Source organism: Bacillus sp. FSL W7-1582, from assembly GCF_038593325.1.
Classification (GTDB): Bacteria; Bacillota; Bacilli; order Bacillales; family Bacillaceae; genus Bacillus; species Bacillus altitudinis.
In genome coordinates this window covers 3,616,732-3,638,163 of sequence record NZ_CP151987.1, presented here as the reverse complement: position 1 = coordinate 3,638,163, position 21,432 = coordinate 3,616,732, and the positions used below count along the sequence as shown (strand labels likewise).

Annotated in this window: 18 protein-coding genes and 1 riboswitch; of the genes, 7 read left to right on the top strand and 11 right to left on the bottom strand. The window is 39.4% G+C overall.

The window, feature by feature from the left end; genetic code table 11:
- Nucleotides 1-38: 38 nt before the first annotated feature.
- The 3 genes from NSQ11_RS18735 to NSQ11_RS18725 form a co-directional block, all read right to left on the bottom strand.
- Nucleotides 39-941 (bottom strand): quinate/shikimate dehydrogenase, encoded by a 903-nt coding sequence (locus NSQ11_RS18735; protein WP_335358123.1) that lies wholly within the window; start codon nt 939-941, stop codon nt 39-41.
- An 18-nt stretch (nt 942-959) separates the two neighbouring features.
- Entirely contained in the window at nt 960-2,141 is a 1,182-nt protein-coding gene (locus NSQ11_RS18730) for an MFS transporter (RefSeq protein ID WP_007497314.1), read from the bottom strand.
- Nucleotides 2,142-2,789: 648 nt separating this feature from the next.
- The gene (locus NSQ11_RS18725) at nt 2,790-3,806 is read right to left on the bottom strand and encodes a LacI family DNA-binding transcriptional regulator (RefSeq protein WP_007497313.1); all 1,017 of its coding nucleotides are present in this window, start codon (nt 3,804-3,806) and stop codon (nt 2,790-2,792) included.
- A gap of 276 nt (nt 3,807-4,082) precedes the next feature.
- Nucleotides 4,083-4,162: riboswitch (glycine riboswitch) on the top strand.
- A gap of 162 nt (nt 4,163-4,324) precedes the next feature.
- Here NSQ11_RS18725 and NSQ11_RS18720 point away from each other — a divergent pair.
- Nucleotides 4,325-5,671 (top strand): amino acid permease, encoded by a 1,347-nt coding sequence (locus tag NSQ11_RS18720; protein ID WP_008347408.1) that lies wholly within the window; start codon nt 4,325-4,327, stop codon nt 5,669-5,671.
- A 47-nt stretch (nt 5,672-5,718) separates the two neighbouring features.
- Here NSQ11_RS18720 and NSQ11_RS18715 read toward each other — a convergent pair whose 3' ends face one another.
- Nucleotides 5,719-6,399 carry a DUF3169 family protein gene (locus NSQ11_RS18715; protein WP_342501199.1) on the bottom strand — a complete coding sequence of 227 codons (681 nt, stop codon included), beginning with the start codon at nt 6,397-6,399 and terminating at the stop codon, nt 5,719-5,721.
- The gene (locus NSQ11_RS18710; protein WP_025208285.1) at nt 6,396-6,602 is read right to left on the bottom strand and encodes a helix-turn-helix transcriptional regulator; all 207 of its coding nucleotides are present in this window, start codon (nt 6,600-6,602) and stop codon (nt 6,396-6,398) included. The genes NSQ11_RS18715 and NSQ11_RS18710 overlap by 4 nt, the downstream gene beginning before the upstream one ends.
- A 170-nt stretch (nt 6,603-6,772) precedes the next feature.
- On the opposite strand from NSQ11_RS18710, the gene NSQ11_RS18705 reads away from it, so the two are divergent.
- Complete coding sequence (locus NSQ11_RS18705; RefSeq protein WP_017368402.1) at nt 6,773-7,396, top strand: CoA pyrophosphatase; 624 nt, start codon at nt 6,773-6,775, stop codon at nt 7,394-7,396.
- Nucleotides 7,397-7,406: 10 nt separating this feature from the next.
- Here NSQ11_RS18705 and NSQ11_RS18700 read toward each other — a convergent pair whose 3' ends face one another.
- Both NSQ11_RS18700 and NSQ11_RS18695 read right to left on the bottom strand, forming a co-directional pair.
- On the bottom strand, nt 7,407-7,895 hold the full coding sequence (locus NSQ11_RS18700) for a DUF4188 domain-containing protein (RefSeq protein ID WP_342501198.1): 489 nt from the start codon (nt 7,893-7,895) through the stop codon (nt 7,407-7,409).
- Nucleotides 7,896-7,899: 4 nt separating this feature from the next.
- On the bottom strand, nt 7,900-8,451 hold the full coding sequence (locus NSQ11_RS18695) for a PadR family transcriptional regulator (protein ID WP_017368401.1): 552 nt from the start codon (nt 8,449-8,451) through the stop codon (nt 7,900-7,902).
- A gap of 182 nt (nt 8,452-8,633) precedes the next feature.
- Between NSQ11_RS18695 and NSQ11_RS18690 the strand changes: the two genes are divergently transcribed.
- The 5 genes from NSQ11_RS18690 to NSQ11_RS18670 all read left to right on the top strand — a co-directional run bounded on the left by NSQ11_RS18690 (nt 8,634) and on the right by NSQ11_RS18670 (nt 15,133).
- On the top strand, nt 8,634-9,527 hold the full coding sequence (locus NSQ11_RS18690) for a hypothetical protein (RefSeq protein WP_212338942.1): 894 nt from the start codon (nt 8,634-8,636) through the stop codon (nt 9,525-9,527).
- 111 nt (nt 9,528-9,638) lie between these two features.
- Nucleotides 9,639-10,592, top strand: coding sequence for a hypothetical protein (locus NSQ11_RS18685; protein ID WP_035390045.1), 954 nt, complete (start codon nt 9,639-9,641; stop codon nt 10,590-10,592).
- Nucleotides 10,593-10,922: 330 nt separating this feature from the next.
- Complete coding sequence (locus tag NSQ11_RS18680; protein WP_017368397.1) at nt 10,923-12,782, top strand: beta-glucoside-specific PTS transporter subunit IIABC; 1,860 nt, start codon at nt 10,923-10,925, stop codon at nt 12,780-12,782.
- Between the two features lie 4 nt (nt 12,783-12,786).
- A complete protein-coding gene (locus NSQ11_RS18675; protein WP_008347383.1) occupies nt 12,787-14,253 on the top strand; it encodes a glycoside hydrolase family 1 protein in 1,467 nt (488 codons plus the stop codon).
- A 31-nt stretch (nt 14,254-14,284) separates the two neighbouring features.
- Entirely contained in the window at nt 14,285-15,133 is an 849-nt protein-coding gene (locus NSQ11_RS18670) for a PRD domain-containing protein (protein WP_008347382.1), read from the top strand.
- A 93-nt stretch (nt 15,134-15,226) separates the two neighbouring features.
- Here NSQ11_RS18670 and NSQ11_RS18665 read toward each other — a convergent pair whose 3' ends face one another.
- From NSQ11_RS18665 to NSQ11_RS18650, 4 genes are all read right to left on the bottom strand, one after another.
- Nucleotides 15,227-16,405 (bottom strand): tetratricopeptide repeat protein, encoded by a 1,179-nt coding sequence (locus NSQ11_RS18665; protein WP_050826779.1) that lies wholly within the window; start codon nt 16,403-16,405, stop codon nt 15,227-15,229.
- A gap of 658 nt (nt 16,406-17,063) precedes the next feature.
- On the bottom strand, nt 17,064-17,825 hold the full coding sequence (locus NSQ11_RS18660) for an ABC transporter ATP-binding protein (protein WP_017368394.1): 762 nt from the start codon (nt 17,823-17,825) through the stop codon (nt 17,064-17,066).
- 13 nt (nt 17,826-17,838) lie between these two features.
- Nucleotides 17,839-20,166, bottom strand: a complete 2,328-nt coding sequence (locus NSQ11_RS18655; protein ID WP_050826778.1) for an ABC transporter permease — start codon at nt 20,164-20,166, stop codon at nt 17,839-17,841.
- A complete protein-coding gene (locus NSQ11_RS18650) occupies nt 20,163-21,416 on the bottom strand; it encodes an MFS transporter (protein WP_035703969.1) in 1,254 nt (417 codons plus the stop codon). Before NSQ11_RS18650 ends, NSQ11_RS18655 begins: the two co-directional genes overlap by 4 nt.
- Between the last annotated feature and the right edge of the window lie 16 nt (nt 21,417-21,432).

The following is a 21,432-nucleotide window of genomic DNA, read 5'->3' as shown; positions in this document are numbered from 1 at the left end:
ACTTCCAAAGCGGAGGTCGTCTTTTTTATGTGTTTCGTTTAGAAACGGTCATTTTCAAATAGAATTTGTTTCACTTGTTCAACCGGCATATCCTCGCCAGTAAAGAGTTTGTACGCAAGGGCACCTTGCCATAGCATCATGCCAAGACCGTTAATCGTTTTGGCACCCGCTTCTTGTGCTTGAGCAAGAAGTTTTGTTTTTTGCGGGTTGTAGACGACATCTGTCACGATTAAGTCTTTGCGTAATACATCAAGTGTATCGTCAATAATGCTGAGCTCATCTAATGGTTTCATGCCAAGGCTTGTCCCGTTTGCTAAGATCGCACTTTCAGCTACTTCACGACGGAAAGCGTCTTTGTCTTCAAGTGGGAAAATATTCGCTTTGACACCGAAGGATTTCATTTCGTTGTTGATGTAATTTACATTTTCTTCTGCTTGAACAAAGTATTGGTCATTACGAGCAAAAATACTAATTTCACGAATACCTGATTGTGCAAGCTGAATGGCAATCGGAGTTGCAGCGCCGCCAGATCCAACGAGTGTGACCTTTTGTCCAGCTAATTCAACGCCGTGTTCAATTAAGTTTCTTACGTAACCAAGACCATCTGTGTTGTAACCAACTAGCTTGCCATCTTTGTTCACAACTGTGTTGCTTGCGCGAGTATATTTTGCAGAATCATCTAGTTCATCTAAGTAATCGAGCACTTTCATTTTGTTCGGCATGGATACGTTAAATCCAGCTGCACCCATTGCTTTCATCCCGTTTACTGCTGCTTCTAGTTCATCATTTGCTACCTCAAAAGCAAGGTAAGCATAGTTGATTCCTGTTAGTGTATAGCCAAGGTTGTGCATCCGTGGTGACAGGCTGTGCCCGATTGGTGTTGCAAGAAGACCGACTAATTTTGTTTTTCCATCAATATTACGTTCATGTATGTTTGTCATGATTGACATCTCCTTTAATTATCTAAACAATTTTTTCATGCGTCGTAAAACAAAGACTGCTAACAATACGCTGATGACCGCAATGATCATATCGAAGAATAAAGTCATTTTAATATCGTACGTGCTAACGAGTCCGCTTGTAATCAGCGGAACAAGGATAAACGCTGAGCTTGCCGCAATGTTGACATATGATGAAGCCGTTGCTTTGTTTGTAGGGAATAATTTCATCATAATACTCATCGCCAACTGGAAAATGCCGGCTGTAAATAATCCTAAGAAAAAGGTACTAACAATGACAATGCCGTACGTTTCGATTTGAAATAGTGAAAGCATGGCAAGGAATGCCCCGATTGGGTAAATAATGGCGACCATAATCGGTGAAATGAATTTATCTAATACGATTGAAAGCAATAGAACAGATACGAGTGCACCAATACTAAAATAAGAAAGAAGCTGTGTCGCTTGTCCTGAACCAAGCCCAATCAATTTCAACCCGAGCTGTGGAAGCCAAGTTTGCCATACGACAAATAATGCAGTAGACGTGAATCCCATAAGTACTACAGCTAAACCTTCACCAAACATTTTCGGTTCTTCCTTCATTTGCTCTTGAACGGGAAGATCGTTTTGAGAAGCCGTTTGCTTATGATTTGGGAACGGCATAAAGATCAAGTAAATGCCTACAAGTAAATAAAGAAGTCCTAGACCAAAGAACGCCCAGCCCCAGAAGATGTCATGTGCAATAAGGAATGCCAAGATAAATGGAAGAACAGTCGCACCAATTGATACAGACGCCTTCACTAATACAGAAGCTGAACTTGCTTTTTTAGGAAATGACTCTGTCAAAGCAGGATATGTCCCTGAATCAAGCAATGAGTTTGCAATCCCTGCGGAAATGGCAAAAATGAAAGCCAATGTATAATTGGTCGTCGTTGGAATCCCAATTAAGAATAATAAGTAGAGAAAGTTACCTGTAATAATGACAGGTTTTCGCCCCCAGCTGTCTGCCAGCCGGCCAGAGAAAAAGAGAGCAATTAATTTACCGATACCGATTGCTGATACAAGCAAGCTGATTTTTGGAATATCTACATGGTAGCGTTCAGATAAGCTTTCCATGTTTGATGCCACAATAATATTGATCATGCCTAGCATGAAATAGTTTAAGTACATGCCAAGTGATGATTTAATGTATGGATTTTTCATGTTCCCACTCCTATATTTGAAACCCTGTTCGGGCCAAATTCTTGTTACCCTTTGTTATTTCCTTAAACGTAAATAATATTAAGTCCATCACAACACCCCTTGTGTGATTGATGAAAAAATAATGAATATTCATCTGTTCTTCAAATAAGTACATCGTTCTACTAAATAATTAAAAATAATAACAGTTATCATAAGTTGATGGACTTCCTCGATTTGATCAGAATCAAAAGATCCATCTTTAACTGTAGTTGATATCATAAAAAACGATATGTTCACAAAAGGTATAACGATATACTAAAAGAAGCAACGAGATAAATATACTCCTGTGTATAAAATGTGTCAAGTTTATGACTTTGCGATTTAAAAAAAGAAAAATGTAATAAAGAAATAGTTGACTTGCTCAATAAAAAAAGGAGAATCGCTTTGCAATTCTCCTTTCAGCGTGTAGACAAACCCTCGCATTCTTTGTCAGTCCTGCGCTCCGGTGCTCACGAATGTCAAATTCGCTCTGCTCCGGTGCTCGTCCTTCCTAGACTGCAAAGGTTTTCTATCACGCTGAAAAGAAGACAAAGGGCTAAAATAAAGTTCATTTTAGCCCTTTGTCAACAATCTGAAAGGAAAATCGCTTTGCAATTCTCCTTTTCATGATCATGTCGAGGTTTCTCGAATATGAAGTTGAGGCTTTAATATCAATCGCTGCAGTTCTTCATCCTGCTCGTTCATTTTATGATACAAAAGGTTGGCTGCTTTGACTCCAATGGATCGTGGAAAAGATGAGACCGTGGTGAGCGGCGGGTGATACATCTCCGCTTCAGGGATGTTATCGAACCCAACTACATCAATGTCTTCACCAGGCTTGATGTCACGCGCTGCTAATTCTTGAATCACCCCAAACGCCACTAAATCACTGAAGCAAAAAATAGCAGTAGGTGGTTCGGGAAGGTCAATCACTTGGGCAAGGGCTTCTTTCCCGCCTTCACGGGTAGGCACCATATCGATAATAAGAGATTCATCCATTGTTAGGTCTTCATCATCATGTGCTCTTTTGAACCCTTTCATCCGTTCAATCCAAGTTGAGGAGGATTTGACTCCGCCTAAGAAAGCGATGCGGCGATGCCCTTTTTGAAGAAGATGACGGACCGCCATCCAAGTGCCTTGTTCATAATCAACGCCGACATAATCACAATGGACATCTGCTAATTCACGGTTTGCCAATACTTTTGGTGTGCGAATGTTGTTTAATTGTTTCACCGTTCGTGTCGAACTTTTCGATGCTGGATTTAAGATGATTCCACCCACTCGGTGCTCTACCATTGTGGAGATGAGCCGCTCCTGCTTATCCACACTATCAAAGGTTGTCCCAAGTAAAACGGTATAGCCAAGTGATTCAAGTGTGGTTTGCACACCGATTAAAAATTCAGAAATAAAGGTGTTTGAAATATCCGTGACGATCACACCTACAATATTTGAACTTTTCGACCGCATGTTGGCAGCGACGCGATCGTACACGTATCCCAAATCCTCCATGGATTGCAGCACTTTTTTCCGGGTGGCTTCAGAGATCCTAGGGTTGTTGCGAACAACGAGTGAGGCCGTTGAAGTCGATACACCGGCATGCCGAGCGACTTCTTGTAATGTCACACGCTGTTTGTTCATTTTTTTCATTTGTCTTCACCAACTTCATTGGATTGCCTAACTATGGTTCATCATCAAGATGGATGTCTCCACCAAACGAGCCGAACATTCTTTGTTTCATTATACCTTAATCAAGGGGTGTTGATGAAGTGATGTCATATCAGCTTCAGATAAGGAGGAAACAACATCTTAAAAGATTACCATTGACAGCTTTCTTTTAGAGGCGTAAAATATAAAATTATTCAGAAATAGCAACATTTAAAGTAAATATCGAAGGCTATGATTGCTGTGGGTCACACTATGGCAGGAGCAGCTTCTGGAGAGACCGCATGTATGTGCGGCGCCGAAGGGTTCACAATCTCAGGCAAAAGGACAGAAGAGTACGAAATATTGTATTTGTGATGCATGGATCATACTGTGTATTGCTTTTCTCTATTTTGCTATTCTTTTATGACCGTGAGATTGGAGCGCATCCAATCTCTTTTTTTATGGACTTTTTGTGAGTTCATTATTTCAGTATAGGATCGTGTCGTAGGAGGGTGTTGAAATTGGCACAACAAGAGTTAAAGCGAGATTTATCAAACCGTCATGTTCAATTAATTGCCATTGGCGGAACGATTGGAACTGGGCTGTTTTTAGGGTCTGGAAAAGCCATTCAATTGGCAGGACCATCGATCATTTTTGCGTACTTAATTGTCGGAATGGCCATCTTTTTTGTCATGAGGGCACTTGGAGAATTGCTCTTATCTAAGGCGGGCTATCAGTCTTTAACGGATATAGCAGAGGATTATCTTGGACCATGGGCTTCCTTTGTGACAGGTTGGACGTATTGGTTTTGCTGGATTATGACAGCGATGGCAGATGTTATTGCGGTAGGGGTGTATGTGCAGTATTGGTTTGATATACCGCAGTGGATTCCTGCTATTATTTGTTTATTGATTTTACTAGGATTTAATTTATTAACGGTGAAGCTTTTTGGAGAAATGGAATTTTGGTTTGCACTGATTAAAGTGATTACGATATTACTGTTGATTGGCGTTGGAATTGTCCTGTTAATCATTGGTTTTCAAACAGATGCAGGACCCGTGACGGTAACGAATCTGTGGTCACACGGAGGATTATTTCCAAATGGTGTGACAGGCTTCTTATTGTCATTCCAGATGGTGATTTTTGCGTATGTGGGCGTGGAACTTGTCGGTGTGTCAGCAGCAGAAACAGCGAATCCGCAAAAAAATATCCCGTCTGCGATTAATAAAATTCCATTAAGAATTCTATTTTTCTATGTAGGTGCGATTTTTGTATTACTATGCATCAACCCATGGACAGAACTCAGTGCATCAGAAAGTCCTTTTGTGAAAACCTTTGGGCTCATTGGGATACCAGTAGCGGCGGGACTCATCAACTTTGTCGTCCTGACATCTGCGGCTTCTGCTTGTAATAGCGGTATGTTCTCAACGAGCCGAATTTTGTATAATCTCAGTCATCAAAAACAAGGACCGGCATCTTTTGGCCGTCTAAATAAGCATGCTGTTCCAAGTAATGCCCTGTTTGTGTCGACGATTGTGGTGTCAGTAGGGGCTCTTTTAAGCAAGCTGATTCCTGAACAAGCCTTTGGTATTGTGACTACGATTAGTGCCATTTGTTTCATTTGGGTATGGAGTATTATTTTAATATGCCATCTGAAATATAAGAAAACACGTCCTGAACTGCATAAGGCGTCTACCTTTAAAGCGCCATTTACACCTTTTGTGAATATAGCGGTTCTTGTGCTCTTTGCTGCTATTCTTGTTATCATGCTTTTCGCTGATGCAACACGTCCAGCATTGTTATTGACACCCGTATGGTTTGGGTTCTTATTTTTGATTTATGCACGAAAGAAACGCCGTTCAGCATAATGAACGAAAAAAGCACAGCCTTTTTAAATGGCTGTGCTTTTGCTTATTTAACGATTTCGAATCTTCAACATATAGTATGCATTAAGAATGATCAGAACAAGTCCAACGACGATGATGGAGAAGAGCTGAGAGTGATTGGCGCCAAGAGAATAGACAATCAAAATAAACATGGCACCGGTCAATAAAATATTCATCATTTGATAAGTGTGAAAAAGCCCATCGAGCATCACATGCTTTTCGCCTTCATCAGAAATGGCGAGCAGTTTTTTGCCATAATCTTTATCGGTTGGACTAGGTAGGTGACGATTAGGATAGACGAGCTTTAGGACAGAGGTCGACACATAAGAAAGAATGACGGTGATCAAAAATAAGGCAGCATTTGTGAGAATCAGCCAGAGTGGCTGCTCAGTCACGATGGAAATACCAATTGCAATGATCGATAAAATGGTACTCACCGTATTAGCTAACGTTACATCAGTAAAAGTTCGGTACTGTTTTACCTCGAGTTCATCCTCCTCATCACCAGATACTGAAAGAGAGACTCTTTTCTTCATGCGCGAAATGCCTGAAAAACAATAAATGATGAATAGAACTGTCAAGCCAGTGATGACAAGAGTCGCTTCAAATGCTGTCTGCAGAAGTGTCATCTCAAATTCGGATGCCAGCAAACAGTAAGCACCGAGAAAACCAAGGAGAGCACCTAAGAGCATTTTGTATACAGTTTTCATGTGAGTTCATCCTCCTCGAATAGAAAAATTTGTTCAATGGGTTCTTGAAAAATACGTGAAAGCCTCATAGCAAGTAAGAGAGACGGCATTAATTCATCTCGTTCCATTAAGCTGATCGTCTGGCGGGAAACCTTTGCCCGTTTCGCAAGCTCCGTTTGGTTTAAACCATCACGTGCTCGCAGCTCTTTTAGCCGATTTTTCATTCTGTCACCTCAACTCTGATCAAAATGTTATCTTGATTGTAAAGTATTATATTCATTTTGACAAGTATAATTGTCAAAATGATAAAAATAATTGTCAGAAAGATCGCCTTTATTCAAAAGGGAATCAATGATACGCTAAAGAAAAGAGAAACAGAAAATAGGTGATGCCCATGTTCATTGATCAATTAAAAAGTGATTTACATCAATCACAGCCGCTATTTATCGGAGAAGAGACAGCGTTCAAAGCGGCAGTCCTTGTCCCTTTGGTGCAAGTCAACGGGGAATGGCATGTTTTATTTGAAGTGCGATCACTGACGATGAGAAAACAGCCTGGCGATATTAGCTTCCCAGGAGGCAAACTCGACGGCGGCGAAACCGCACAAGAAGCTGCACTGCGGGAAACATATGAAGAACTAGGGATTCCGCCCGAATCCGTCAAGGTGTTAGGACAGCTCAGTCCTTATATTGCCTCTCCATCCTTTGTGGTATATCCATTTGTCGGAATCATTGATGAACAGCAGGTCAAACATTCCTTTAATCAAGAAGAAGTAGAGGAGACCTTTACTGTGCCTCTATCATGGCTCAGCCAATACGAACCGTACTTACACCATGTATCGGTGCAGCCAACACCAGGAGAGGACTTTCCTTATGAAAAAATCATGAATGGTGAAAAATACAGCTGGGGGAGTCGTTCGATTGAAGAGTGGTTTTATGATTACAATCGTTACACCATTTGGGGATTAACTGCCCGCATATTAAAACATTTTGTGATGGTTGCAAAAAGAAATTCCTAGAGAACCAGCTCTAGGAATTTGTTGTGGAAAGGCGTTCTTTTGCGGTTTCTTTTCCTTTCCCTTTTCCAATTAGGATGGGTGCTTTAGCTTTGCTCAATCCATATGAAGGCATGTTCACGTAGATAGATTCATATGAGCCGGCTTGAATTTGATACGTTTCATGATAAATTCCGACCGCGTCATTATTTCGTGCTCTTTGGTTAAATCCTTTCCAAGCAGCCAAATGCTTCTCCATCTTGGCATAGGCAAGGAGGTCCTCTGTTGATTTCCAATATTGGATCATGGTGGTGGTGCGTAAACCGAAGTAATTTTCTGTCCCGAGAAAACCAAGTTCATCTTGATGTGTATAAAGTTCTTTGATCATCCCCGGCATCGCCTTAAATACTGGCAGCCATTGATGAACAGCCCAGCGTTTATTGATTCTCATTCCGATAATGAACACAACAATTGGCTCAGAATTGTCTGTTGTATACCTGCCTGCACGTATATTTTTTTTCATTTGTTCACCCTTCTTTCCTCATTGATTCACAGGTCTCCACGCACCAATCAATTCCAGCCTGCGCCACTTTCTTTCCGTAATCTAACGTATACAGCCAATACTTCGCATCAGCTTCATCTGGATACAGCTCTTGAATGTTTTGTTCAATCGCAACATATGTCTCATAACGGATACGGAGCTGCCTCTCATAATCCTGTAAAAGCACCAATTTTTTCTCAAACGAAAGATATTGACCAAAAAATAACTTTAATAACACCTCATTTCGTTCTGATGGTACTTGATCGAGCGGCTGCGCCAGCCATTGCCTCAACGTGTCCAGCCCTTTTTCAGTTAGATGATATTCCCGCTTGTCTGAGCGGCCAGTTGTAGAAGTGGGTGAAACCTTCGCAAGCCCTTCCTCGACTATTAACTTTAAAGCTGGATAAATTTGTCCATAACTAATTTTCCAAAAGTGATGCAAGCTCCTATCAATTAATTGCTTCACTTCATACCCAGACTTACAATCTGTCGTTAAAATCCCCAAAATCGCATACGTCGTATCATTGTATTTTTTCATTGATTAACACACCTATCTAAAAGATATATCATTTAGATATATAATAAACGATGTATAACTGCAGATACAAGAGGTATGAGAAAAAAATAAATGCTAGAAAGGAGGTGAAGAGATCACTGATTTGTTAATCAATGAGATGAATCCTTCATATAGAGTGAACGATCATAGTTTGGAGGGGACATATGAGTAAATCGAAAATCTGGATCATGACTATTCTGGCGGTACTACTGATTGGTGGAGGCGGCTGGATAGCCTATCAAGCAATCGCACAAAAGAGTGGTTTGAATCATCCCTACGCCTTTGCATATAAGACTCATGATCGTGTGAACTGGTTCAAGGTAACGGAGAGAAACGGAAAAGTAACAGGCCAGCTGAACGAAACCATTTTAGAGGAAAATCCGCAAAGGCATTATGATCCCAATCTATTTATCAACAAATATCAATTAACCGGAAAATCAATTGAAAACGGTTACGAATTTTATGTGAAGCAAGGGAAAGAAACGGTCACATATGAAGTTCACCTTGCCGAAAAAGATCTTTCTGTGAAAAAACAAGGTGAAAAGCACAGCATCACATACAAAGCAATTGATCAAAAAAACCTACGTGCTGTTCAACAGGACATTCATACTCGATATGAGAAACTGATGGATGACACGGAAAATAGATTTCATGATTATGTACGAAACTTCATTAAGAAAGTAACAGGCGCTTATGGTTATCTGTATACGGCAGAGGATGGTTCGTACCAACTATTTCTAAAAGTAAAACGAATGTATATGCAGTCTGAATGGGCAGGTTCTTTTCTAATGAGAAAGGCCCCAGGAGATGGTGGTGAACCTTATAAAGAAACGAAACATACAGCAGGTGGAGTTTCAGATGGGATAATGTTTGATTTGAGTACTTATCCTGCAATTGAAAAGGGTTTTATTTTAGGGGAAACTGACCGAGACGCAACATACATTAAATTTCCTTTTAAAATGGCAGGCGGGATTATAGAATTTAAAGCGGTCACGAAAGAGGAATATCAAGAACAAACGGAAGCATTCAAAAAGAAGGCGAAAGAATGGCAAAAGTAGATCGTGTTGGAACAGATGATTGTTGTGAATGGCATTTCAGGGCGATCAGAATTTAGTTGAATAAATAGGGATAATGAAGATATTTTAAATCATATATTAGTGGAGGTACCTATGAGTAAATTGAAAATGTGGGTCGTGTCTATCCTGGCAGTACTCGTCTTAGGTGGAGGCGGCTGGACAGCATATCAAGCAATCGCACAAAAGAATTCATTGAATCATGCCTATGCATTTGCGTATAAAACGAAGGATAAAATGAGCTGGTTTGAGATATCTGAGAATAAAGGCAAAGTAACGGGGCATTTGAATGAAAAGTATATAGAAGAAATATGGTGGGATCCCAAAATATATAAAAAACAATATGTAGTGTCCGGGAGTTCAAAGGAAAACGGTTATGAATTTCGAGTCAAACAAGGCAAAGAAACAATCATATACGAAGTTCAAATGTCCGGTAAAGACCTATCTGTGAAAAAACAAGGTGATAAGAAAAGCAGAATATATAAAGCAATCAATCGAAAAAAGCTAGATTCGTATCACAAAAAACTTCAAGTTCGACATCAACATCTAGTTGATACTTCAGAAACTAGATTTTATGACAATATGAGACACTTCAGGGATAAAGTGGCGAAGGTATATGGTTTTCTATATACGGCAGAGGACAAACAACTATTTTTACAAGTTGAAAGCATGCATATTGAGAATGGATGGCTCGGCTCTTTTCTAATAACAACTGTTTCTGAAGATGGTTGTAAGCCATATAAAGAAATGAAATTAGAGGTCGGGGGCGAAACTGATGGTGGAGACTATTTAGACATGAGCTACGATCCTATAATTGAACGAGGTGTCATTATAGGTTCGACTGATCGAGATGCAAAATCAATCAAACTGCCAATTAAAAAGACTAACGGTACTATAGAGATAAAAGCTTTCACGTATCAGGAATTTAAAAAACTCCCTAGACCATATATCATGACAGGCGATTCAGTAGAGTTAAAAGCTGTCACGAAAAAGGAATATGAAAAACAAGCGAAAGCATTTAAAAAGAAAGCAGAAGAAAAGAGAAAATAGGCATCTTAAACCAGATGAGTGAATCAACTTATCTGGTTTTTTATGGAGAAACATTTTGTTGATTGATGATAGAAGGAACAAAAGAGTTGCTTTAAGTAAATAAAGAAAAGTATTTTGGGTATATAGACCTTAATAAATTTCAGAAAAATAAATGTTGACGCTTTCATATAATCAATATATACTAAAAACAAATCCAATATAAATAAATTAGACATGTGACTGGTCATGCAGGCAGGATCTAAAAACGATGAATTTCTTTAATTTGTCGTTTTAGATCCTTTTTTTATTGCCAAAATATAGGTCTCATGTATGAGAAAAGGAGGAGAAAAAATGGATTACACACAAGTCGCCAAAGATGTTTTACAGCATGTAGGTGGTAAAGAAAACATTGCGCACCTTGAACACTGCTCAACAAGACTTCGCTTCACACTAATTGATCAGAAAAAAGCAGATGTACCAGCATTAGAAAAAACACCAGGTGTCATAGCTGTCAGAATGTCAGGACAATGCCAAGTGGTCATTGGGAATGACGTGATTGAAGTGTATCAACAGGTAACAAATTTAATGGGCGGCAGCTCGTCTGGGCAAAGCATGCCATCCAATCAGCCAAAAGAAAAAAGAAAAGCAGGCACAGTTCTATTAGATTTCATTGTGGGTGTCTTCCAGCCGCTTGTTCCGGCTATCGCAGGCGGAGGGATTTTAAAATCATTTCTTCTCCTCTTCTCTTTATTAGGATGGGTGGATGCAAAAGGCCAAACCTATCAAATACTGAACATGGTGGGTGACGCACCACTATACTTCCTGCCATTACTAGTCGCTGTCACAACGGCAAATAAACTAAAGGTAAACCCACTGGTCGCATTATCAGCAGTCGGTGCACTCCTTCTTCCGAACATGACAGCCATGCTTACTGAAGGTGCGCAATTAATGTCATTCGACGTAAAAAATATAGCTTATGCGTATCAAGTGTTTCCAGCAATCCTTTCTGTATTGCTTTACGCTCAAATGGAAAAATTCTTCACACGATTTTCACCAAAACCAATTCGGATTTTCTTTGTCCCAATGATGTCATTAGTCATTACTGTACCCGTTACGTTACTGTTATTAGGACCACTTGGTTTTACAGCAGGACAAGGGTTTTCATCCGTTATTCTTGCGATGTTTAATACAGTAGGCTGGGTAGCTGTTGCAATTTTAGCAGCGGTACTCCCGTTTATGGTTGCATCAGGCATGCACAAAGCAATGGTCCCTTATGCAGTGACAACGATGGGGAACCTCGGGAAAGAAGCACTTTATTTACCAGCATCACTTGCGCATAATATTGCGGAAAGTGGAGCATGTTTCGCAGTGGCACTACGCACGAAAGACAAGGTACTCAGATCAACAGCTATTTCGGCAGGAATTTCAGCATTTTTTGGCATCACAGAGCCTGCTTTGTATGGTGTGACACTTCAAAATAAACGCGTACTTGGAAGTGTCATGATTGGTTCGTTTGTTGGCGGGATCTTCATTGGATTAGTTGGTATACAAGCTTTTGTACTTGTTGGTCCTGGATTAGCAAGTATGTCGATGTTTATATCAGATGAGCTTCCACGAAATCTAATGTTTGCTGTCATTGGAGCTGTCATTTCCTTCGTTGTTGCTTTTATCGCTGCTTTTGTATTAGGTAAGGATAAAAAAGTAGAAGAAAAGACAAATGATCAAGATGCATTTGCTGAACAAATTGGAGCAGGGGAAACTTTCAAAAGCCCTGTGATTGGTCAAATGATCTCTCTAGCTGAAGTAAAAGATGATATTTTCTCTTCAAAGGTCATGGGAGACGGAATTGCCATTATTCCTTCAGAAGGAGCGTTATATGCACCAGTAGATGGTGAGGTCACCTTGCTGTTCGAAACAAACCATGCACTTGGTATGAAAACGGACAAAGGGGTTGAAGTATTATTCCATATTGGCATTGATACTGTACAGTTGGAAGGACAGTATTTTTATCCAAAAGTGCAGGCAGGAGATCGTGTACAAGCAGGGGATTTACTCATTGAATTTGATGTAGAAAAAATCATGGAAGCAGGATACGATCCAGTTACGCTTGCTGTCATCACGAATACAGATCAATATGATATTAAGGTACAGCCATTACAAGAGGTCAATCGCCAAGATACATTGATGGTTATCACCCAATTAGGAGGCTAAACATATGACGACAATAAAAGGTTTTCCAAAAGGATTTTTATGGGGCGGCGCCATTGCCGCCAACCAAGCAGAAGGCGCTTGGAATGTAGATGGAAAGGGCCCATCTGTTGCTGATATTGCGATGTACCGGTCTAATTTGAGTGTAGAAGATTATGAAGGGCATCTAGCTGTTACTTCTGAAAATATAGATCGAGCGATGAAAGACCCAGATGATAAAAAGTATCCAAAACGCAGAGGTGTTGATTTCTATCATCACTATAAAGAGGATTTGGCTCTATTTGCTGAAATGGGCTTTAAAACTCTTCGCATCTCTATTGCATGGAGCCGTATCTTCCCAACTGGAGAAGAGAACGAACCAAATGAAAAAGGACTCCAATTTTACGATCGTTTATTTGCAGAAATGAAAAAACACAACATAGAACCGATTGTGACACTGTCACATTATGAAATGCCGTTAGCACTGAGCGTGAAATATAATGGCTGGGTTGAAAGAAAAGTCGTTGATCTCTTTGTTAAGTTCGCCAATGTATGTTTTGAACGCTATAAACATGATGTGAAATATTGGCTGACCTTTAATGAAATAGATAGTATTCACCGCCACTCTTTTATTACAGCAGGAATTATTCCTGATCGCTGTCCAGAAGGGAAAGAGGAAGAGACGGTTTATCAAGCACTCCATCATCAATTCATTGCCTCTGCACTCGTAACAGCAGATTGTCATCGCATCATACCAGGCAGTCAAGTAGGGTGTATGCTGACAAAATTAACAACGTATCCGCACACTTGTCATCCGAATGATGTGGAGCGGGCATTGAAACAAAACTTAGAAAACTATTTCTATGCAGATGTTCAGGTATTTGGTGAATACCCGCCGCTTATCAAGCGCATGCTTGAGAGAAAAAACATTCATATCCAAATGGAATCAGATGATCTTTCTATTTTAAAAGAAAATACAGTAGATTTTATCTCGTTCAGCTACTATATGTCTTTAACTGAATCAGCTGATGAAGGATTAGAAAAAACGGATGGAAATACCATCCGTGGGGTCAAAAATCCTTACCTTCCATCTACTGATTGGGGATGGCAAATTGATCCGGTTGGTCTGAAAATTTCTTTAATAGAATTATATGATCGTTATCAAAAACCACTGATCATTGTAGAAAACGGCATGGGTGCAAAAGATGTTGTTGAAAGTGATGGATCAATTCACGATGATTATCGTATTAACTATTTCAAAGAGCATTTCCGCCAAATGAGAGAAGCGGTGGAAGAAGGCGTTGACCTCTTCGGATATACGAGCTGGGGCTCAATTGATATTATTAGTGCAGGTACATCACAGATGTCAAAACGATACGGGTTCATTCATGTAGATCAAGATGACGATGGAAACGGTACATTAAAACGTTCTCGTAAAGACTCATTTTATTGGTACAAAAAGGTCATTGAAACAAATGGTGAATCGCTTGATTGAAAAACCACAATCATGAAAACAGGTGATGACGATGTTTAAAATCAAAAAAGTTTTAAACTCGAGTGTGGTTCTGGCTGAAGATCAGAACCAACAGGAGATGGTTCTATTCGGCCGTGGGATTGGTTATGGACAAAAACCAGGTCAAATGATTGAAGAAAAGAAGGCAGATCAAGTGTTTATGTCTGTCGATAACATGAGAGCGAAGGAATTTCTCCAACTATTAGATTCAATGCCACAAGAGTTTATCGATTTAACTCAGCATATTGTTCAATATGCTGAAAAACGCTTAAACTCGAGTCTGAATTCTGGTGTCTATTTTACCTTGATGGACCACTTGAATTTTGCAGTAGAACGGCACAAGAAGAATATTAATATTACAAATCGAGTATACTGGGAAATCAAAAACTACTATACCGAAGAATTTGAAGTAGGTAATTATGCGCTTGAGTTAGTCAACAATACATTGGGCATACAATTACCAAAGGAAGAAGCGGCCAATATCGCCTTCCATTTAATTAATGCGTTAGGTGAAGAGTCCGATTCTAAAGATGGCATGAAGTATGCCAAGATGATTGGAAGTATTGTGAATCTCGTCCGCTATACGTTGAATATGAAAATGGATCAAGAGAATATTCATTACAGCCGATTTATTACACATGTGAAATTCTTTGTTGAAAGATTTTACGCAAATAAATTATTATCAGATCAAGAAAATGAGTTGTTTGAACAAATTGCACACTTGTATCCTCAAGCGATGGATGTAGCTTTCAAAATCAAAGATTATATTAAACAGGTGCATAGTATTGTTATTCCAAATGACGAACTTACGTATCTGGCGGTACATATTCACCGCCTCATTTCTTATCAAGAACTAAAATAAATGTGGACCACTTGCCTTGTAATGAGGCAAGTGGTTATTTGTATTGTATAGGTTTATGTTCCGATAGGTCGTTCTGTTGGGCCAAGATTTGTATCATTTAACGAATTGTAAGACACCGTTTGTCCGAAAACAACGATGGCTAAAGCGAAAATGAGTAAACTCACTTTTTTCATCATAATTCCTCCAATTAAGTGTAGTGTGTTCTAATTGATAGGCATCCTTCAAAAAGAGGTATGCTTGGTGAATTGAACCTAGCTCTTCAAAGTGTTTGGCAGCTAGTGCACTTAATTCACGGGCACCTTCAACATCCTTTAATTCTTTCAGAATACTGATGTCATCGAAACAGGTTTGAGCTTTTTTGGATATGTCTTCAGTGAAATATAGGTGATAGAGAAAATTCATTTTTGCTGTATAGATGGGGTTTCTGTCTATTTCTTGTTTTTGTTTGACTAATTCAAAATAATAGAGAGCTTGCGACTTTTCATCAATGGAGAGTAGCTCTTTTAGTAACATAAACATGGAGTGTTCGAAATAACAAGATGAAAGGTAGTCATCATCACTAAGAGCCTTTTCTAGGGCATCAATACATTTTTTTGATTCTCCAACTTCGGCATATAGAATACTGATATTGTGATAAAGCTGTGATGCTAAAAAATGATCGTTTAATTGATTTGAGATGTGTAATGCTTTTGTGTAGTAATTCTCAGCTCTTTCGAAATCGCCAATATCCATGAAGTTGGTGGCTGCGATCACAAAAGCTGCTGCCAGTCTTCTTTCATAGCCATCATGACCTTTGAAAATATCGATGGCATTCTGAATATAATGAAGTGAAATCAGGCTTTGGCGAAGCATCATATATAGGTTTGCGACCTTCGTATGGAATTCTGCTACTTCTATTTCATCAGGAATGTTTTGTAGTTTTTTCTCAGCAATTTTAAACAGTCCGATGGCTGATGCATAGTCTCTGTTATATGAAGCGTAAAGGGCTTTATATAGGTAAAAATAGTATTCAATTAAGTCGTTTGTTTTAGAAGGGTATTCTAGCACTGTCGGTTCATTCAGTTTTTTACCCCTTCGTTCATATAACATGAGCTTAAACTTGCCTTCTAGCAATGAATAGTAGGTCAAGACCTCCTGATTCTCTTCCATCTCTTGAAGTAATTCCTTTAATTCTGTGTAGATTGTCTTTGCATTGTGTACATCATGCTTACGAATGGCAATTCGCCAATCATTTAAACGATTCCCCACCTGTTCAGCTGAAATGATTTTCATGGAAATTTCACCTCTTTAACATCCTTTCGCCTGTTTCAATAAAAAACGATATCACAATTTTTGGTAAAATATAATCGTTTCTGGGAGGTGATTGACAGGAGGTAATAAAAAGGACCTTATGTCATGAGATGTACGTTATTGTAATGATGATTGATTGTTTATTCAAATGAGTAAAATCTTTTTTTGGAAGTCTAAAAACGTGATAGATACTATTAGTTTTAAGTTTATGGTCGAAAATACCATCTGAATATATGAAATAAAGCTATTTTAGCTATGAGAGGAGAACAATGAAAGGTCGATCTAGAAGGGAAAATCAGTTATGATGTTGCTAGATGATTTTGGAAAAGAAACTGGTAGTTACTGAGAAAGGTGAATATCCGAGACAAGTGTTGACCTTTCAGAAAGGATGTTGAAATGAAAAAAAGATTTCAAATGTTAAACTGGCAAATGACAATTGTGATGACGACGCTTTTACTTGTTTTAGTCACTCTTTATATCTCAAAGAGATACTTTTATAGCAAAGAAATTGAGTTGCTGACAGAATCTTGTCAACAAGAAGACGGCAAAATCATACTAGAAACAAATAGTTTGACTATGGATTACTCCTTTGAGTGTAAGAAAAAATAAAACAGGCAGAAAGCTGCCTGTTTGACACCAATTAAAACCCTAAGTTTTGTAACCACTTGTTTAACAAGGCCTCTCGTTTCTCAGCGGTGAAGCGATCGTATTTTCCTAAATTTAAATGGGCTGAAATTTCACCGTCATTCATAAACAAAATTCTTTCAGAGCAAAGGGCCACTTTTGGATCATGGGTGACGAGAAGCAAAGTTGTTCCTTCAGAATTGATTTGTGAAAAAATATCCATGACTTCCTTTGTGGTGCTTGAATTAAGAGCACCTGTGGGCTCATCGGCAAAAAGAATGTTTGGTTCATTCATAAGAGCTCGACAGATAGAGGCTCTTTGGAGCTGTCCTCCTGATACTTCTGATAAATATCTATCAGCTAAATGATCAATATCAAGTTTCTCCATTAGATATTTTGCTCGTTCATTGACTTCTTTTCTCGGCATTTTCTTCGCTAAGTAAGCTGCAGCAATGATGTTATCAAATAGATTGAGGTTTTTTAGTAAGTGGCTGTGTTGAAAGACGAATCCCATCTCTGATAAGCGCAAAGCTGTTAACTGTTTGTCTGTCATTTCTGATAGCAGTTGACCTTTATATTTGATTTCTCCTCTGGAGGATGTCTCTATACCGCTAAGTTGATAAAGCAAAGAGGTTTTTCCACACCCTGAAGGTCCCATAATGGTGACAAATTCTCCACGTTTAATGGTTAAGTGAATATTTCTAAGAATGGTCTGTTTTTGTCCTTTTAATGAATCAATTTGTAAAGACAATTGTTTCGCTTCAATTAATTGTTCCATGTGAAACATCTCCTTATGAAAGTGTATGACGGCTGATTTTACTAGAAAAAAAGGACTTCAATAACCACGAGATGACAGTTAAATTCACCATAAACAGCAGGAGAGGATACACGATCCAAACCCATTTCGGGGCTAACCACTGAAGGCTGGATGCTCCTAATGATGCGCCGCCTGCACTCATCAACGCCGGACCAATAGTATGAACAGCGATTGCTCCAATGAAGGCACCAATAGAGAGAACGACGATAAAACTTGTTAAGTATTGATAGGTTAAATCTTTTTGAGAAAAACCAATCGTCCTTAACAAGTGAGTACGATTTAAATCTTTCGCCCTTAACATGTGCAGAAACATTATTAACATGAGGCTGGCTGTTCCAAAAGCTGCGATGGTTGAAAATAATGCAATCACTTTTACTAGAGATGCGGTGCTTCCTATTGTTTGATGCACATATTCTTTCATATCCGTCACTTTTGCAGGAGATATATTTGTTTCAAGTGCTGCTTTTTTTCCTGCCATATCTATTCCTTGTTTTAATTGTATTTGAATGGTTTTCCAAAGGGATGAATGCGGAAAAGGCTGAGATAATGCTTTAGCTGTTTTCCCTCCGTTGGTGACGTCTTGATAAATGCCGGTAACCATTTTTTGAACTTGCTGTCCATTTGTGGCGAGAGTGACTTTTTCGCCTATCTTTTTCTGAAGTGAGGCAGCACTCAACACCGATAAAGCAATCTCTTCCTCCTTCAACGGTTCCCTTCCTTGTAAATAGGTGAGAGGGAATGCTGATAGATCACCTGTTTCTAAATAGAGCGTTTCTAGTGTATTCTCCATTGTTTTGGCTTGTAGAGAAGTTGTTTCATAGACGGCAGATGTTTGAATGTCTTGGTCTACGCTAATCATAGACTCTATTTTATTTGTACTTTTCTCTAAATGGTTTCCCTGCCGAATATCAATTCGAAGGTCACTTTTTCCTGAGCCAAGATATGTGACGAAATCGGGTGATTGTAATGTGTACCATAACTGAATCGGCATTAACATTAAAAATGTACAAAGCGCAATAATACAGGTAATTGTTGAATACACCTTTATTCGCGAGAACAGATCTTTCAAACCAAACCAAAAATTGACTGGGAGGAATCTGTTTTTCTGGAGGTGCATAGGAATTTGTTTTTTACGGCTTGGTGAGCTTATGCCGCCTTGAATGGCTTGAGCGGCTGATATTTGACCAAATCTCCTTAGGACAGTATAGCTGAATGAGATGACGATCATTGCCGTCAAAATTGATACCAAAAGCGGGATCACCTGATGAATAAAAGAGAGGCGATTCCCCATATATTGCTGAATATTGGCTGTAAACAAATCACCAAACATGAGCGTCATTAAATATCCTGCTATACACCCTATACAGGCAAGCACAGCATATTTCCCAACGTATAATTGTTTGATTTTTGATAAAGGGATTCCAAGTACTTTTAAGATTCCAATTTCACGTTCATCCTCTTCTATAGCGGCGGTCATAGCGAGACGAAGAGAGAGGAGAGAAATGCTAATGAGTAGAAAGCAGACAAGAAGGAGAATGGCGATCACCATACCATCTGTTAGGGCATTCAGCATGCGAAGCAGGGGTAATGTGACAGCAGGCCCCTGTTGTGGCAGCTCAGATGATTGATAGAGTGATTGAAAAGCATCTGCTTGACCAGCATCATGCAATAAAAATTCAATTAAGTACTCCTTTTTTTGAAACACTTGATTCAGTGCCGCCCAGTCCGCATCATGCAGAAGAAATCTCTTTGAACTGACAAGACTTGGATTCATTTGGGCATCTCGTAAGAACGTTTTGATTTGAAAAGAGAATTGATGAGAGCCTTTTGTAATGAGTAACCTTTCGCCAATCTTTAAGTGGTATTTTTGTTGAAAATAAATAGGGACTGCTACTTCTCCTTTATTTACAGTGAGCTTTTCATTTCGTTCGTTTAAAAGAAAATCAAAATAGCGATTTTGTTTTACAAATAAATGATCCATCACACCCGCTTGAGCAGGCTCCTGCCCGAACTTGATGCTGACGTGTTCGATCGGAATCATTGGAACAATTTGATGTGCCTTTACCATCGACTGTTTACTTGAAAATATATCGACCGCTTTTTCATCTAAGCTGCCATCGTGCATTTGGACAAAGTCTGGTGCTTTGGCTGATTGGAGTAGATCAGAAATGGAACCATTCAGCTGGACCGTCATTTGCGCAGCGCTTGTTGCTAAAAATGATGTCATCATGATGCAAAGGGTTAAGCCGATTGAAATGAGACGGTGGCGGGTTAGGTCTTTCTTGATAAACGTCAATCTCATGAGGCTGATTCTCCTTCATGTCGAAGCATATTTTTTGTAAGGAAGGCAAGTGCAAACATCAAGGCACTGACGATTAACACGGTCACATACATGCTGGCGGAAAAAGTGTTGAACAAGAACCCGTACATCATTTGACCGAGCGGTGCAGCACATTGAGAGACCATTGTCAGATTGGCCATGACTTTTCCTAATTGAGCATTGGGTGTTTTCTTTTGCACATGTGAGATGACAACGATCGAAATCATGGTGAGCAGCATGGCAATTGGGAGACACCCTGCTAAAAAGAGAAAATAGGCTGGAAATGTACCAAATTGAAGAGCCATCTTGGATGTTGAAAAAGCAACAGGCAGCAAAATGACTGCGATGACGAGCAGCCAGCGATACAAAGTAGGAATGCGCCAATGTTTCGCTACAAGCCCAACTAGCAGGGCGCCTGCGATGACGGCAAACTCAATGATACCCATTCCTATTCCGTACATGATGTCACTGCTTTTCATTGTGACCCTTAAAATAATGGGACCTCCAACGATAAAAAATGGTGTGAGGATGAAATTTAGCAGCGCTGCAAGCAGCATGGCTCTTTTTAAAAATGGCTGGCTTCCGATATAGGAAAATCCTTGTTTCATATCTTTCAAGAGTACTTTGGTCATCGGTTCTGCGAGTGGGCTAGGTGAGAAAGAGATATTTAACCGTAAAAGCATGCATGCTGATAGAAAAAATACAATGCTGCTAGCGCCTATGATGACCTGGCTCCCAATGAGTCCGTATAAAACGCCGCCAATGATAGGAGCGACAACACCTGAAAGGGCCTGCACGCCATTCACGATGCCATTCGCTTGTTCTAATTTGTCTTCTTTCACTAGCTGAGGAATACTGGACATCACAGCAGGAGCATAAAACGTACTCATGACACCAAGGAGAATCATGACGGCTCCAATCATATAAAGTGAATCATGACCTGAAAATAACCAGAAATAAAAAGCCAGAATCATAATGCCAGTAAGAACATCAAATAAAATCATCAAATTTCTTCTGTTAAACCGGTCAGCAATTGCTCCTGCTAATGGCGAAAGGAGGAGCGGGATATTGGATAAAGCGAAAAGCAGAGCATATAAATCAACACGATGTGTCATATCCAAGACGTGTAAAGATAGAACAAAACGAATCAAGGAAGACCCGAAAACGGAAATAATTTGCCCGAGAACGAGATAGATAAAATGGGTGGAGCCATTTTTGGCTGATAACGACATGAAAATCACTCTCCTT

Excerpts from the sequence above, each read along its gene's own strand:
- NSQ11_RS18735 (WP_335358123.1), bottom strand. The coding sequence starts at position 941 with ATGACAAACATACATGAACGTAATATTGATGGAAAAACAAAATTAGTC.
- NSQ11_RS18730 (WP_007497314.1), bottom strand. The coding sequence starts at position 2,141 with ATGAAAAATCCATACATTAAATCATCACTTGGCATGTACTTAAACTAT.
- NSQ11_RS18725 (WP_007497313.1), bottom strand. The coding sequence starts at position 3,806 with ATGAAAAAAATGAACAAACAGCGTGTGACATTACAAGAAGTCGCTCGG.
- NSQ11_RS18715 (WP_342501199.1), bottom strand. The coding sequence starts at position 6,399 with ATGAAAACTGTATACAAAATGCTCTTAGGTGCTCTCCTTGGTTTTCTC.
- NSQ11_RS18710 (WP_025208285.1), bottom strand. The coding sequence starts at position 6,602 with ATGAAAAATCGGCTAAAAGAGCTGCGAGCACGTGATGGTTTAAACCAA.
- NSQ11_RS18705 (WP_017368402.1), top strand. The coding sequence starts at position 6,773 with ATGTTCATTGATCAATTAAAAAGTGATTTACATCAATCACAGCCGCTA.
- NSQ11_RS18700 (WP_342501198.1), bottom strand. The coding sequence starts at position 7,895 with ATGAAAAAAAATATACGTGCAGGCAGGTATACAACAGACAATTCTGAG.
- NSQ11_RS18695 (WP_017368401.1), bottom strand. The coding sequence starts at position 8,451 with ATGAAAAAATACAATGATACGACGTATGCGATTTTGGGGATTTTAACG.
- NSQ11_RS18690 (WP_212338942.1), top strand. The coding sequence starts at position 8,634 with ATGAGTAAATCGAAAATCTGGATCATGACTATTCTGGCGGTACTACTG.
- NSQ11_RS18685 (WP_035390045.1), top strand. The coding sequence starts at position 9,639 with ATGAGTAAATTGAAAATGTGGGTCGTGTCTATCCTGGCAGTACTCGTC.
- NSQ11_RS18680 (WP_017368397.1), top strand. The coding sequence starts at position 10,923 with ATGGATTACACACAAGTCGCCAAAGATGTTTTACAGCATGTAGGTGGT.
- NSQ11_RS18675 (WP_008347383.1), top strand. The coding sequence starts at position 12,787 with ATGACGACAATAAAAGGTTTTCCAAAAGGATTTTTATGGGGCGGCGCC.
- NSQ11_RS18670 (WP_008347382.1), top strand. The coding sequence starts at position 14,285 with ATGTTTAAAATCAAAAAAGTTTTAAACTCGAGTGTGGTTCTGGCTGAA.
- NSQ11_RS18665 (WP_050826779.1), bottom strand. The coding sequence starts at position 16,405 with ATGAAAATCATTTCAGCTGAACAGGTGGGGAATCGTTTAAATGATTGG.
- NSQ11_RS18660 (WP_017368394.1), bottom strand. The coding sequence starts at position 17,825 with ATGGAACAATTAATTGAAGCGAAACAATTGTCTTTACAAATTGATTCA.
- NSQ11_RS18655 (WP_050826778.1), bottom strand. The coding sequence starts at position 20,166 with ATGAGATTGACGTTTATCAAGAAAGACCTAACCCGCCACCGTCTCATT.
- NSQ11_RS18650 (WP_035703969.1), bottom strand. The coding sequence starts at position 21,416 with ATGTCGTTATCAGCCAAAAATGGCTCCACCCATTTTATCTATCTCGTT.